Source organism: Paenibacillus sp. FSL E2-0151 (genome assembly GCF_037993015.1).
Lineage (GTDB): Bacteria > Bacillota > Bacilli > Paenibacillales > Paenibacillaceae > Paenibacillus > Paenibacillus amylolyticus.
In genome coordinates this window covers 1,764,035-1,778,357 of record NZ_CP150308.1, presented here as the reverse complement: position 1 = coordinate 1,778,357, position 14,323 = coordinate 1,764,035, and the positions used below count along the sequence as shown (strand labels likewise).

Sequence of the window (14,323 nt, the reverse complement as noted above, 5' to 3'; positions counted from 1 at the left end):
AATAAATAAGTCAAGCTTCAACGTATTATTAATGGATTGCTCTCTATTGTTGTGGTGTTATTATTCATCTGTTAAGCGGTTTCGCCCTGTATTACCCTTCATACCAGCCGCTTAAACCGAGAATTCAAGGTATTCCGACGATATGAAATCACCGCAGTTTGGAATTCCATCATAATCTTTTATAATAGAAGGATAGTATGAATGGAAAGGTGGACAACTACACTTATGAATCAAAACCCTTTATCTCGTCTTGAAGCCGATCTGTCCGGGCAAGGATTGGACGCCATGCTGATCACAGATCCAAAACATATCTACTATTTAACTGGATTTGCGAGCAATCCGCATGAACGCTTCCTCGGTCTGGTGCTCGCAAGCGGCGAAGAGCCCCTGTTGATTGTACCCGCACTGGACGCAGAAGCTGCCGCTGCCGCTTCCTCGGTATCCAACATTGCCACTCACACGGATACCGATAACCCATACGCTTTGTTTGATCGTTATCAGGGGCGCTTGGGCCGGGTAGGTCTTGAAAAAGAATACGTAACAGTCGCACGTTATGAACAACTGACCGCCGCTCTCGGTGCTGCCAGCTTTGAAGATGTTGGCCCCCTGCTTCGCACATTACGTGTGAAAAAAACACCGGATGAGGTAGCCCGCATTCGCCACGCCATTTATCTGATTGAAGAAACATTGCGTCAAGGACTCTCTCATGTTCGCACAGGCGTAACCGAGATCGAACTTGTCGCAGAGATGGAGTATCAGATGAAAAAGCTGGGTGCCGATGGTCCTTCCTTTGATACCATGGTGCTCACGGGACCCAAAACAGGTCTGCCACACGGTACACCGGGTGAACGGAAACTGCAACATGGTGACCTGTTGATGTTTGACATGGGTGTGTATGCTGGAGGGTATGCCTCGGATATCACACGTACATTCGCCTTTGGTGACATCTCTCCTGAACTCAAAACCATCTATAACACTGTGCTCGCAGCAAACGAAGCTGCTATCCAAATCGTGAAACCAGGCATTACCTGCGCCGAAGTGGATCGTGCAGCACGCCAGGTCACGGAAGAAGCGGGATACGGCGAACGTTTCATGCACAGAGTAGGCCATGGATTGGGTATCGACGTACATGAGTATCCTTCTCTTCATGGAGAGAATATGGACATCCTGAATGAAGGTACCGCATTCACGATTGAACCGGGCATCTATACCGCAGCAGGCGGCGTCCGTATCGAAGATGATGTAATTGTGACCGAGACGGGTATCGAAGTTCTGACGACATATCCAAAAGAACTGCAAATCCTTACTGACTAATCCAATTGGATCTATGTCAAAAATAGCCCAGATACATCAATGCTTAGCCGATATTATGCATCATGAACTAAACTGCACAAAACTGTGCTGAACCGTATCTTCAAAATAATATACTCCTTTCGCGTACGCCTCAGGCCTGTATACAGAAAAAGTAGCACGTACACACGCGAACGCAAAAATCCCGCAAATCCATAAATATCATGGGTTGCGGGATTTTAATTAATACAAAGCATATCCTAAATTACTCCGTCTGCATTCTACGTAATTTTATTCCTGCTCACTCATTTACCATTAGTCAAACTCATGCGTGATATCCTGCCAAGACTCCAGCTGTGGCAGCTGTTGCTTCCCCCAGTAATCCAGAAACCATTGAATAATCCCAGTCGTATCTGTTGTTCTGCAGCTGTAATGTCGGAAACCGTCCTCGCCTTCCTGCAAACGAATCTCCGCCACCATCTGCCCTGGTTCCTCAAGCGCAGCAGCCTGCATATACATACTTCCCTCCACCAGCTCGGAAGGTACAAGTACTACGAATTCCTGCAATTCCAGATTGGAGATCAACTCCACCAATAACGAGGCATTAATGCTATCATTCTCGTAGGTTGTGCCATTGCTTTCCAGTGTATAACGCAGTGTAGAGTACATGTGCGATTCCCCTTTGTATGAAATGATCGTTCCTATTGATACACGCTCATAACGACAGGTCGTTTATATTATAACTTTTTCATAAAAATGTAAAAAGGATTTTCTTGTTTCGGGTCTTTTCTATGAAAAAAAACCTTGCAGAGTCCGAATTACAATTGACCGCGCAGAGGTTTTTTTCAAGTGATACTCTTTGAATATTGTCTAAGCTTCATCCTTAAACTTAAAGCTACGTGCAGCATACAGAAACGGCGTTCCGACCGCAGTTAATACAAATTTGATAATATACGTCGTGAGGAAGATTTCCAGCCAAACATCCCAAGGATAGATGAACGCAAACGCGATTGTGCAGAACACCAGTGTATCCACAAATGAACTGATGATCGAACTACCGTTGGTGCGAATCCACAACTGATTGCGCCCTGGGGCCACCTTGCGCAGCCAGGAGTACAATCGTACATCCAGGAACTGACTGATGAAGTACGCTGTCAGACTTCCGAGTGCCAAACGTGGCAGCAGACCGAACAACTTCGCCATAGATTCCTGTGCAAAGTCTGTTGGTGCCGGTTCAAAGAACAACACCATCTGCATCAGAACCGTTGTCATGATGAGCGTGAAGAATCCAAACCATACGGCCTTGCGTGCCTCACCTGGTCCATATTTTTCATTAAGAAGGTCACTGGTCAGGTACATGCTGACATACATCGTGTTGCCTAACGTCAGTACAATTCCCATGATATCTATCGTTTTGGTCACCTGAATGTTGGCTATAACCGTAGCCACACCAATCCAGGCATAGAGACCTTTTTTACCGAACAAGCGGTAACACAGCAGGAAAAATCCATAAGTTACGAGAACAAAAACTGCTCCCCACCCTAAGTTAAACATAAATACATACACTGCCTTCCTAGTTTTGATTACGCGGGATGGTTACGAACCGCGGTTTGGCTCAGGGCCAAAACATGAATACTCTATCACATTTCTCGTCCCATGAACAGAACTAAATAACTCCAAGCGTGCCTGAGTGACTACGACCCCTTCTATATTCCTCCGCTTCCCTCTCGACCATACTAGTTTTTCCTACCTCTATTCCCCTTGCACCGTGTATAGAAAAAGAAGACTGCTTCACCACTGTGCACAGCATAGTTTGATTGCCGCAAAAAAAACCGCCCTCCGGATTCCTCCGAAGGACGGCTTTTCTCACTTGATTTGTAGACGGCTCTAGCTATCTTAATGTGAGCTTCTATCTAATCCATTCTGTATTAAGCCTGAGCCGCAGAATCCAGCTCACGACTCTGATCGTTAAACGTGTCCCGATCGTTTTCCTTCAAAATTCTGCTCGTTACGAGTCCTGATGTCATCGACCCGTTCACGTTAAGCGCTGTACGACCCATGTCGATCAGCGGCTCCACGGAAATGAGTAGTCCAACCAGAGCCACAGGCAGATTCATGGTGGACAATACGATCAGGGAAGCGAAGGTTGCCCCGCCGCCAACGCCAGCCACACCAAACGAACTGATCATGACTACGAGGATCAAAGTCACAATGAAGTCCCAGCTCAGCGGGTCGATGCCGACCGTCGGAGCAATCATCACCGCCAGCATGGCCGGATAGATCCCGGCGCAGCCGTTTTGCCCAATCGTAGCACCAAAGCTTGCAGACAGGTTCGCAATGCCGTCCGATACGCCGAGTTTCTTCGTCTGTGTCTCCACATTCAGCGGGATTGCCGCTGCACTTGAACGGGACGTAAAGGCAAATATCAGTGTTGGCAGCACCTTCTTCAAATACGTAACCGGGTTGAAGCCGGACAGAGAGATAATGATCAGGTGAATAATAAACATCACGATGAGGGCCACGTAGGACGCAATGACGAATTTGATGAGCTTTAATATCTCTTCCGCATTGGTTGTCGCCGTTACCTTTGTAATCAGTGCTAGAATCCCGTAAGGCGTAAGCCTAAGCACCAGCGTAACAATTCGCATAACCACCGCATATACCGCATTAACCATACCGCGGAACGTCTCCGCCTGCTGAGGTTTTTTGCGATCCAGTCCAAGTACCGCTACACCGATAAACGCGGAGAAGATAACCACCGCCAGTGTGGATGTACGACGTTCTCCTGTCATATCTGCAAATGGATTCGAAGGAATGAATTCCAGCACTTGCTGCGGGATGGTCTGATCCTTCACATCAACAAGCCGTTCCTCCACCTTCTGAATCTGCGCATTCTCCCGGTCTCCTCCTTGAATCTCAATGGAAGTCAGGTTAAAGCCAAGGCTGGTTACAATGCTGACCCCTGCGGCAATCGCTGTGGTGATCAACAGAATGGCAATAATGGAAACACTCATTTTGCCGAGATTTTGTTTGCCCTTCAGATTCATAATGGCCGAAATGATCGACACCATGATCAATGGGATCACGACCATTTGCAACAAACGAACATATCCTGAACCGACCAGATTGAACCAATCGACTGATTTCGTAACTACATCAGAACCTGATGTGTACACCAATTGAAGAATAACCCCGTAAACAACCCCCAGTCCCAGACCCGCAAATACGCGTTTCGTAAAGGAGATATGCTTTTTCTGCATCCAGTAGAGGATACCAAGTAAGGCAAGTATAACCACTACATTCAATATGACTAGAAAAGTATCCATTTCTTTAAATCCTCCTCAGGCATGTGTGTAACCGGAGAATATCCGGTTTTCTCTTCTATCTTTTGTACTTCCGACAAAGACATTTTACAATATAACATATAACAAACTATTCTGGTAGGTATTAATTGATATTATGTAATATGCATGTAACAGATTCATCTATTTCTGAAAAAAATACACCAAATCGTGAAAATTGTTCTATTCAACCTCCGGTTAATTTTGTAATATAGGTATATCCGCTTATTCCCAAGTTTTCTCAATGTTCAATTTAGGTCTTTCTTCATTGGTAGATAGGTCTTAGGATTACGGAAAAGCGACAATGTTAATGAACTTGACGTGAAAGGATGATCATATGTTTCGTAATCGCACCGTTGCCGGTAAAATCAGAGGCACCTTGTTCCTCGTTCTGCTGGTTGCTTCCCTGTTGTTCAGTATTAGTTTTTATGCCGTATCGATGAATATTATTCAAAGCTACGTGCTACCGCAGTTTGACAAAGTCCTAAACACGTCCATTCAGGATATATACAAGAATACTTCAGCATCCAAAATCCTACAGGTACAGAGTGGCGGAGCCGGTTCTGAAGGTGCTGCCATGACCGTGGAATCGTACCTGGCAGATAAAGCAAAAGAACATAATTTGGATGCGGCTTACGTTGTTGCTATTCAAGATGGCTCAGCCAAAGTCGTTGTGGCCAACCCTTCTTCAAACATGAAAGCCCAGGATGAAATTAGTGTAGAACCCGCAATGAATGCAGCTATTGAGAACAAAGAAATGGTAATCAGCGAGGTCTACTCCGATTCCTTTGGTGTACATAAAGCAGCCTTTATCCCCATTGCAGGAAGTAACATGATTATGGCTGTGAGCATGGATGCCCAGTTCATTCAAGACAAGATTACCCAGATTTTCTGGTTGTGCCTTGGGATTACAGCATTAGTGTTTGTGCTCGGCTGGCTTATCTCCACTAGTATGATCAAAAGAGTTACCAAACCAATCATCAAGCTCGTCCAACATAGCAAACAAATATCCCAGGGTGATCTGACCGCTGAACTAGAGATCAAAGGTAAAGATGAAATTGCCCAGCTTGCCGCAAGCTTCCAGACGATGACGCATAACCTGAAAGAAATGATTAGCCGTGCCTTGTCCACGTCCAATGAAGTTGTATCAGGCTCCAATGACCTGCTTCAGCGGGTTGAATCGATGTCCGGTATGGTTCGAAACTCCAGCCGCTCTGCAGAAGATGCAGAAAAAGGCAGCATCAGCATTGCGTCAAGCGCATCCGAGAACGCCAGAGCTATGGAAGAAATTACGCAAGGTATCATGCATATTGCTTCTTCTTCTGCTGAAGTGTCTGACCAGATTGGTGAAGCAGCCAACGAGGCAGTTAACGGTAACCGACTGGCTCAGAATGCCATTGAGCAGATGGAGCGTGTAGGCCAGACAGCAAGCGAATCGTTGCGATATGTTGAAACTATGAATGAACGTTCGGTAGCCATCGGCACCATTGTTGCTTCGATTTTTGAAATCACCAAACAGATTAACATGCTGTCACTCAATGCCTCCATCGAAGCAGCACGTGCCGGAGAGCATGGCCGCGGATTCGCTGTTGTTGCTGGAGAAGTTCGCAAACTTGCCGAGCAATCCAAGACAGCCACCGAAGAAATTTCGGATTATCTGGGTACCATTCGTGAAGATGCTGAACGCTCGGTTGATGCCATGAACCGTGTAACCCAGGAGATTGGTTCAGGCACAAGGGTCGTTCAACAAGCAGGCTCTGCCTTCCAGCAACTGAATGAATTGATTCAGAACGTGAATCTGACCATTCAGACCGTCTCGGCTTCTACACAACAAGTATCTGCTGGTGCTGAAGAAGTGAGTGCATCCGTTGAAGAAACGGCACAGATTACGACCAAATCCCGTGAGAGCATGTTACAGATTGCTTCAACAGCAGATCTGCAGCTCAGCGAGATGGACTCACATTCGAATACAGTTCGTCATCTGCATGAACAAGCTGTAGAGCTGCAATCCGCTATGAAAAATTTCAAAATAAACTAACAGGTTAACCATTAACCTATCATCACCTGTTTTAAACCTCATTTAATCATAGGATATACAATACCCCCATGCCGCTAACATTCCGTTTCTATAGAACGGTTTGTCCGACATGGGGGTATTGTTGTTTCACTCGGGTGCCTGAACACCCATAATCTCGTACACACGCTTCATATCCAATGCTGAACGCAACGATTCAGCTACCCGATCGAACTCCATCTCCTTACGCTCATGCGCACTATACGTCTCCTGAAGTGGAGCCAGCCCCTTTCCTGCACGCAAGGCATTCAGCCACGAACGTCGGAATTGATCACTTTCAAACAAACCATGCAGGTAGGTTCCCCACACGCTGCCATCTACTGAGCCCCAGCCTTCTTGGAAAGGTTGACCACCTGGATGCGAGATTTCAAACAATGCGGTTACACGTTCAGGCTCGTGACACTCCGTAACGCCCATATGAATCTCATATCCGTTAATGGGTAATGAAGCATCTGCTACATCTTGCTCACCATACAGACGAATCGGGTGATCAGGCTGCACCCGTCCGGAAGCTCTGACGGTCTGCTTTTCCTGAAGAAATGTTGTCGATAGCGGGAGCCAGCCAAGTCCTTTTGCTTCCTGGATCTGATTGGCCTCCACAGCAAACGGGTCCTTCAGATGACGTCCCAGCATCTGGTATCCGCCACATATTCCTACGAGCTGAACATGATCACGCTCGGTCTGGCTCGCAATCGCCTGCTCCAGCCCAGACTCACGCAGAAATGCCAGGTCACCTATGGTATCCTTCGTACCTGGTAGAAGAATGGCATCCGGACTACCCAATTCCTCTGGCGAGGTCACGTAACGCACATTCACATCCGGTTCACGGGAAAGTGCGTCAAAGTCTGTAAAGTTGGAAATTCGCGGATATCGGATTACCACCAGATCCAGCTCGGTTTTGCCGGATTTACCATGACGCATGGAGTCCAGCACCACCGAATCCTCTGCTTCAATCTGAATATCTCTTATGTAAGGCAAAACACCTAATACTGCAATGCCTGTCCGTTCTTCGAGCCAGTCGAGTCCTGGTTGCAACAGGGACAGATCACCGCGGAACTTGTTGATAATGAACCCTTTGACTCGCGCCACCTCATGGGGTTCCAGCAGCTCCAGCGTACCTACAATGGAAGCAAACACTCCGCCCCGATCAATATCGGAGATCAGAATCACCGGCGCATCGGCCCAGCCTGCCAGATTCATGTTGACGATATCCCGGTCCTTCAGATTGATCTCGGCCGGACTGCCCGCTCCTTCCATCAGCACAATATCATAGGTATCCCGTAGCCGGTTCAACGCATCCATAACCGTCTGCTTTGCTTCAGGCAGGAAATGCTGACGGTAGTCCGATGCACTCATCTGGGCAAAAGGTACACCATGTACCACGATCTGCGAATGCATGTCCCTCACCGGCTTGATCAGGATTGGATTCATATCGGTTGTCGCCTCAATACCACAGGCTTCGGCCTGTGCCCCCTGGGCCCGACCAATCTCCTTGCCATCTTCCGTCACATAGGAATTCAATGCCATATTCTGTGACTTGAACGGAGCAGGCTTGAAGCCATCCTGCTTAAAAATCCGGCACAATGCCGTTGTGATGACACTTTTGCCCACATCGGAAGCCGTTCCTTGCAGCATCAGTACCGCCGCTGGTTGTGATGGCTTATCTTCCACGCTCTCTCCCCCTGTCTCCATGTTATATCCAGATCACCTTACTCCCAACCTCATGCGTAACACTTTCCATACTGCTTCATATTTCAAAAGTTACAGCCAGAACAGTCCTTGAAGCACACTCAGCACGGTCAACAAAGCCGCCTCCAGCAGCTCATTCATGGCACCATACGTATCCCCGGTTAAACCACCGAGCCGTTCACTGATCCGGGCAGCCACGAATCGGCCGATATAATAACACGCCACAGGCAGTATAATAACTGCCGTCACCGGGTATAGCCACCATGGCAGTGTTCCCAGCCCACTCACCATCGCATCCGCAATCCCCATATCCGGCTTGAAAAGCCACACCGAGGCAAACGTAAGTGCCCCTGCGACCAAGGTCAGGCCCACAGCTGAACTTCGTGCACGCTGGACCTCCTTCCTCTCACCCAGACCTTTAAACAATACGGCAAGTCCATCATCTTCGCGCGCATTCGGCCAGGCCGACATTGCATACACCATGAACCAGCGGCTCCAGATCATGGGCAGGATCAGCAGCGCACCGTACACCCACTGGCCCCGGGCAATAAAATCGGCGATCAGCGCAGCCTTCATCATCAGAAGCAACACGCAGGCGATCACGCCCATTGCCCCGACACGGCTGTCCTTCATAATCTCCAGCATCCGCTCACGTGTACGATAACTGAGCAAGCCATCCGCCGTATCCATCCATCCGTCAAGATGGAGCCCTCCGGTTAGCCATACCCATAACGTCAGGGTCAGGACGGCAGCCGGAAAGGCCGGAAGCACTGCACCACTTAAGGCTCCCGCGAGCCAGACACACAGACCAATCGCAGCACCGACCAGCGGATAAAAGACTACACTTTCCCGCAGCAATGGCGGGACAAAATCGATTTGCATTTTGACAGGGAAACGGGACAAAAATTGAAAAGCGGCTGCCGCCGCATGTTTGCGCTGAGGAGCAGGCGTGCCATCCTTCATAAGCGGTACTCCTTGCTTTTTAGTTCAATCGCAATGCCTACGGTCACCAGAAACACTTCACCGCATATCGCCGCAATACGCTGATTCAGTACACCGGCCAAATCCCGATATTTCCTGCCAAGGGCATATTCCGGTACGATCCCATCTCCCACTTCATTTGTAACCAAAACAAGCAAACCGGGATAGGTTCGAATCGCTTCAACCAACGCGTCCAAATGTCCCTGTAACACCTGCTTCTCGTCATGCTCATGCGCTAACAAAACATTTGTCAGCCACAGCGTCAGGCAATCCACCAGAATGGTGGGTGCAGAAGTCCCTGTATGCCCTTCACCCATGCGGCTTATCAAAGCAGGCAGATGTATCGGTTCCTCCATCGTGTGCCACAGATACCCTGATGCCTCCCGCTGATGCTGATGCATCGCGATACGCTCACGCATTTCATCATCGTACGCCTGAGCTGTCGCCACATACCACGCCTCCGAGGAACGCTGCATGCAGAGACGCTCGGCAAAGGAGCTTTTGCCACTGCGTGCGCCGCCTGTCACCAGTACACTCATCGTGAACTCTCTCCTTGCAGGGATGAATCAACCGACGCAACGGAATCTGGAGCAGGGCTTGTTCCATCCGAGACACCCGCGCTTGCAAAGGTTGCCATCTCATTCAGAATGAGACAGGCTGCGTCAATCAGATGAAGACTAAGCACGCCGCCCGTGCCTTCACCCAGACGCATGTCCAGATCCAGCATCGCTTTCAGGTCCAGTTCACGCAGCAGCGCTTCATGTCCATTTTCGTGTGAGGTATGAGAAGCGATCATATAAGCTGTACTCAGAGGTGCAAGTTGTCTCGCCACCAGCGCTGCGGCGGTAGAGATGAACCCGTCTACAACGACCGGACAATGATGAGCAGCTGCTGCGAGGATAACCCCTGTGAGTCCGGCAATCTCCAGTCCACCCACCTTGCACAGAACATCCAGTGCATCTTCCGGGTTTGGTGCGTTTACGCTAAGCGCCCGGCTGACTACAGCAGCCTTGCGCTGCAAGCCTGCATCATCAATCCCTGTACCTCTCCCCACAGCGGCAGCTGGTGCAACTCCGGTTAACGCGCTCATTACCGCAGCACTTGCGGTGGTGTTGCCAATTCCCATCTCCCCGGTGACAAACAGCTGTGTTCCCTTCGCCACCTCTGCTGATACAACTTCGGCTCCTGCAAGGATAGCGCTGACTGCCTCATCCCGGGTCATCGCTGCACCCCGGGCCATGTTGGCCGTGCCTTTACGAATTTTACGGGAAAGCAGGTCCGGATGTTCAAGATCGGCATTCACACCAATATCCACACAGATCACATCTGCTCCGGCGTGACGGGCAAGCACATTCACCGCCGCACCTCCAGCGAGGAAATTCAGGACCATCTGCGGGGTCACTTCAGCAGGAAAAGCACTGATGCCCTCTTCCACTACGCCGTGATCTGCGGCCATGACAATGACCGCCCTGTGATCAAAACGCGGACGTGCATTGCCAGTCATGCCTGCCAGACGGATCACCAGCTCTTCCAATTTGCCCAGACTCCCCGGCGGCTTCGTCAACGAATCCACGTGCGCAGAGGTTTCTGCCGCCACTTCCTGGTCAGGAGCAGTAATCTTACTTGTTAAATGCTCCAACACCTGTTCATTATTCATACAACCAGCACTTCCTTCATCAAAATATGGGTTGCCCCGTTTCATTTAATCGATGTCCCGCCGCAACAGCAGTTGAGGTATGGCATGGTCGGGATGAGAGACAATCGCGGGTTTGACGCGAAATATATCCTGGATATTCTCATCGTTGATCAATGTATGAGGCGTACCCTTTCCAACCGCCATGCCCTCACGCAGCGCCAGAATGTGATCGCAAAATAACGCGGCCAGATTCAGATCATGCAGCACAGCCACAATCGTAATGTTATTTCTCTGTCGCCATGCCGATAACAATTCCATGAACTGCAATTGATATTTAATATCCAGAAACGTGGTCGGCTCGTCCAGCAGCAGCAACCGCGGCTCCTGAGCCATAACTTTGGCTAGTGCGACCCGCTGACGTTGCCCGCCGCTGAGTGCATCCAGCGGTCTGTCCGCCAGTTCTGTCAATCCCAGGTCTTCAAGCACCCTGTCCACTACAAGTGCCCCATCACCCGTTTCCCGCCCCAGCCAGTTCTGGTATGGATATCGCCCCATCTCCACCACGTCTCTTACAGGATAGGAGATGGCTGGCAAGCCATCCTGCTGCAATACAGCGATCATGCGTGACAGGTCCTTACGGCTGTAAGAGCCGATATCTCGACCATCGATACGGATCTGACCTTCGTTTAACTGTTCCGTTCCGGCAATAAGCTGGATCAGGGTGGACTTGCCGCTGCCGTTTGGTCCGACAACTCCCCACCAGTCACCTTCGCCAACATGCCAGTCTACATTGTGCAGTGCCTGATGATTGCCATATGACTTCCCTGCTCCCTTAATGGAGATAAGTGAAGTCGAGTTGAAACTGGTACTGGAATTCATGGCATCATCCCCTTCTGCAACTTTTTGTTCCGGTTCAGCAGGTAAGCAAAGAACGGCGCACCAACAAAGGCGGTGACAACACCGAGCGGAATTTCAGTTGGTGCCAGCAACGACCTTGCAATGGTATCGGCCCACACCATGAAGATCGCTCCACCAATGGCAGACAAAGGTACCAACAGTCGGTAATCCGGTCCCACCAGCAGCCGCAACATATGCGGGATCACCAATCCAACGAATCCGATGACACCCGATACCGAGACAGCCCCAGCAGTCAACAATGTGCCAACTGCCAGCACCGACAACTTGAGCCTGTCCACTCCGATCCCGATATGTGACGCTTGACGTTCTCCCAGTGCAAGCACATTCAATGAGCGTGCGCGGCTCCAGAGAAAGACCAGCCCTAACAGAAAATACGGGAAAAGGATGGCCGTATACGACCACCCACGCAGAGCCAGACTTCCCATCGTCCAGTATATAATTTCATTAATCGTCTGTTTCGACATGGTCGACAGGAAGGAAACAACTGCGCCCAGGAAACTTTGCATGACCACACCAGCCAGAATGAGGCTATGTGTAGATATTTTACGCCCTTCACGAGCCAGTGCCATAACAAACCATAACGTGATTACACCCGTCAAAAACGCCACCAGTGGCAACGTCCAGATTCCGATCAGTGCATACTGCAATCCGAAGAAAATCAGAAAGGCTGCACCCACCGAAGCACCGGATGATACGCCCAGGGTGAACGGGTCTGCCAGCGGGTTCCGAAGAACCCCCTGGAATCCCGTACCGGCAATTGCCAACGATGCGCCCACGAGCACGGCAAGCAGTACACGTGGGAATCTGACTTTCCAGATAATCTGTTCGGCTGCCTTATTCCAATCCGCTGTAATCCAATCGCCCACCCAGGGAATTTTGTGAATCAGGATGCCTGCAATATCCCGGATCGGCAACGCTACTGAACCAATGCCCGTGCAGATGAGCACGGTGAGCACCAGCAGCACCATGCCCGTCGTTCCGAACAGGATCAGCTTTTTACTCATTGGAACAAGTCAGGGTAGATCGCTTTGGCTACTTCTTTCAACCCTTGAGTTACACGTGGACCCGGACGGCTCAGCAGGTTGGCATCCAGGCCAATAACCGCGTCATTTTTCACAGCCGTAATTTGATCCCAGCCGCTGCGCGCCTTGATGATCTGATCCAGTGTTTTGGAGTTTTCATCAATTACATCGTTGGCATACAGGATCACATCCGGGTTGGAGGCAATCACGTTCTCTTCATTAATTTCATACCAACCCTCTTTGTCCGAAGCAATATTGCTACCACCAGCTACAGTGATGAGTTCATCCATGAATTCGCCTTTACCCACAGTCCAGCCCGGGGAGAATTCAACGTATACTTTTTTCTTCTCTTCCGGTTTAACTGCCTTCACCGCTTCGGTTACATCCGTCACGTCCTGTTTCATCTGTGTGATGATTTCTTGTGCTTTTTCCTGATGATCGGTGATTTTACCGAAGGTTTCGATATTGTTCATCACATCGTCAATGGATTTAGGATCCGTTTTAAAAATGGTAATGCCCAGTTCACGCAGTTTCTTCACTGCATCTTCGCTCATGGAGATACCTGTGAAGACAATGTCGGCTTCAGCTGCAATAATAGACTCTTCATTGGGCTTGGTGATACCGCCCATTTTAGCTTTGGTTGTTGCCGCTTCCGGATAATCATCATAGTCGGATACACCAACGATCTGGTCGTCCAAACCAAGGGCAAACAGGGATTCCGTCTCAGCCGGAGACACGGATACGATTTTGGCCGGTGCCTTTTCAAAGGTGAACGATTCACCCGTTGCATCCGTAACGGTAAGTGGATATTGTGTTTTGAGGTCCGTCTGCGCCTGGCCTTGGGACTGCTCCTGTGCCGGTTGCTGTGAAGTACCTGTGCCCTCGTTTGTTGTTGCATTGCCACATCCGGCCAAAGCCAGTGCGAGTGCCGCTGCACTTAGCAGGGACGCTACGTTTTTCCAATTCTTGAAATTCATTCTGTTATTCTCCCCTTCTCTATTTGTACTATTTTCTTGCATCGTGCTCGAACTTTTACTACCCATGCCTTGGTGTTCCTGTATAAGGTTTGAACTGCAACATTTACACGTTAACGGAGAGTGCAGAACCGATCTGAAGAAACGAAGTGTTCGCCTTTATCACCGGATTTTCCCTTTCAAGAAAGGGCATCAAAAAATCTGGGGATAACAGCGATCGGAAGATGGTACTGCAATCGTAGTGACCTCGTGTAAAATTGGTCTCGTTCAGCTTACATGAACAATAAAAAATCCCCAATCCATACGTCCAGGATCAGGGATGACGTCTCGCATATGGCGATCTGTACATGTTCAACCTAGGGTTGTCCATGCGCATAGAATAGCCCGAAACGCTGTCC

12 protein-coding genes are annotated in these 14,323 nt (G+C 49.4%); 2 read left to right on the top strand and 10 right to left on the bottom strand.

The features are described 5' to 3' along the window. Positions 1 to 225 precede the first annotated feature (225 nt). The gene (locus MHI55_RS08175; protein ID WP_340389642.1) at positions 226 to 1,314 is read left to right on the top strand and encodes a Xaa-Pro peptidase family protein; all 1,089 of its coding nucleotides are present in this window, start codon (positions 226 to 228) and stop codon (positions 1,312 to 1,314) included. 291 nt (positions 1,315 to 1,605) lie between these two features. Here MHI55_RS08175 and MHI55_RS08170 read toward each other — a convergent pair whose 3' ends face one another. The 3 genes from MHI55_RS08170 to MHI55_RS08160 form a co-directional block, all read right to left on the bottom strand. Continuing rightward, positions 1,606 to 1,959, bottom strand: a complete 354-nt coding sequence (locus tag MHI55_RS08170; RefSeq protein WP_036610715.1) for a hypothetical protein — start codon at positions 1,957 to 1,959, stop codon at positions 1,606 to 1,608. A gap of 201 nt (positions 1,960 to 2,160) precedes the next feature. Next, positions 2,161 to 2,844 carry a queuosine precursor transporter gene (locus MHI55_RS08165; RefSeq protein WP_076251591.1) on the bottom strand — a complete coding sequence of 228 codons (684 nt, stop codon included), beginning with the start codon at positions 2,842 to 2,844 and terminating at the stop codon, positions 2,161 to 2,163. A gap of 374 nt (positions 2,845 to 3,218) precedes the next feature. Next, positions 3,219 to 4,616: an L-cystine transporter gene (locus tag MHI55_RS08160; protein ID WP_340389640.1), complete on the bottom strand. Its 1,398-nt coding sequence runs from the start codon at positions 4,614 to 4,616 to the stop codon at positions 3,219 to 3,221. 352 nt (positions 4,617 to 4,968) lie between these two features. Here MHI55_RS08160 and MHI55_RS08155 point away from each other — a divergent pair, with 352 nt between their 5' ends. Further along, positions 4,969 to 6,669 carry a methyl-accepting chemotaxis protein gene (locus MHI55_RS08155; protein ID WP_076251586.1) on the top strand — a complete coding sequence of 567 codons (1,701 nt, stop codon included), beginning with the start codon at positions 4,969 to 4,971 and terminating at the stop codon, positions 6,667 to 6,669. A gap of 126 nt (positions 6,670 to 6,795) precedes the next feature. On the opposite strand, the gene MHI55_RS08150 is transcribed toward MHI55_RS08155, so the two are convergent. From MHI55_RS08150 to MHI55_RS08120, 7 genes are all read right to left on the bottom strand, one after another. Beyond that, positions 6,796 to 8,397 carry a cobyric acid synthase gene (locus MHI55_RS08150; protein ID WP_076251584.1) on the bottom strand — a complete coding sequence of 534 codons (1,602 nt, stop codon included), beginning with the start codon at positions 8,395 to 8,397 and terminating at the stop codon, positions 6,796 to 6,798. 69 nt (positions 8,398 to 8,466) lie between these two features. Next, on the bottom strand, positions 8,467 to 9,357 hold the full coding sequence (gene cobS / locus MHI55_RS08145; RefSeq protein WP_076251581.1) for an adenosylcobinamide-GDP ribazoletransferase: 891 nt from the start codon (positions 9,355 to 9,357) through the stop codon (positions 8,467 to 8,469). Further along, a complete protein-coding gene (gene cobU / locus MHI55_RS08140; protein WP_076251579.1) occupies positions 9,354 to 9,914 on the bottom strand; it encodes a bifunctional adenosylcobinamide kinase/adenosylcobinamide-phosphate guanylyltransferase in 561 nt (186 codons plus the stop codon). Before cobU ends, cobS begins: the two co-directional genes overlap by 4 nt. Further along, positions 9,911 to 11,032 (bottom strand): nicotinate-nucleotide--dimethylbenzimidazole phosphoribosyltransferase, encoded by a 1,122-nt coding sequence (gene cobT / locus MHI55_RS08135; protein WP_076251752.1) that lies wholly within the window; start codon positions 11,030 to 11,032, stop codon positions 9,911 to 9,913. The genes cobU and cobT overlap by 4 nt, the downstream gene beginning before the upstream one ends. 45 nt (positions 11,033 to 11,077) lie before the next feature. Continuing rightward, the gene (locus MHI55_RS08130) at positions 11,078 to 11,890 is read right to left on the bottom strand and encodes an ABC transporter ATP-binding protein (RefSeq protein ID WP_076251577.1); all 813 of its coding nucleotides are present in this window, start codon (positions 11,888 to 11,890) and stop codon (positions 11,078 to 11,080) included. Beyond that, the gene (locus MHI55_RS08125) at positions 11,887 to 12,933 is read right to left on the bottom strand and encodes an iron chelate uptake ABC transporter family permease subunit (protein WP_340389638.1); all 1,047 of its coding nucleotides are present in this window, start codon (positions 12,931 to 12,933) and stop codon (positions 11,887 to 11,889) included. Before MHI55_RS08125 ends, MHI55_RS08130 begins: the two co-directional genes overlap by 4 nt. Continuing rightward, positions 12,930 to 13,928 carry an ABC transporter substrate-binding protein gene (locus MHI55_RS08120; RefSeq protein WP_047842049.1) on the bottom strand — a complete coding sequence of 333 codons (999 nt, stop codon included), beginning with the start codon at positions 13,926 to 13,928 and terminating at the stop codon, positions 12,930 to 12,932. Before MHI55_RS08120 ends, MHI55_RS08125 begins: the two co-directional genes overlap by 4 nt. Between the last annotated feature and the right edge of the window lie 395 nt (positions 13,929 to 14,323).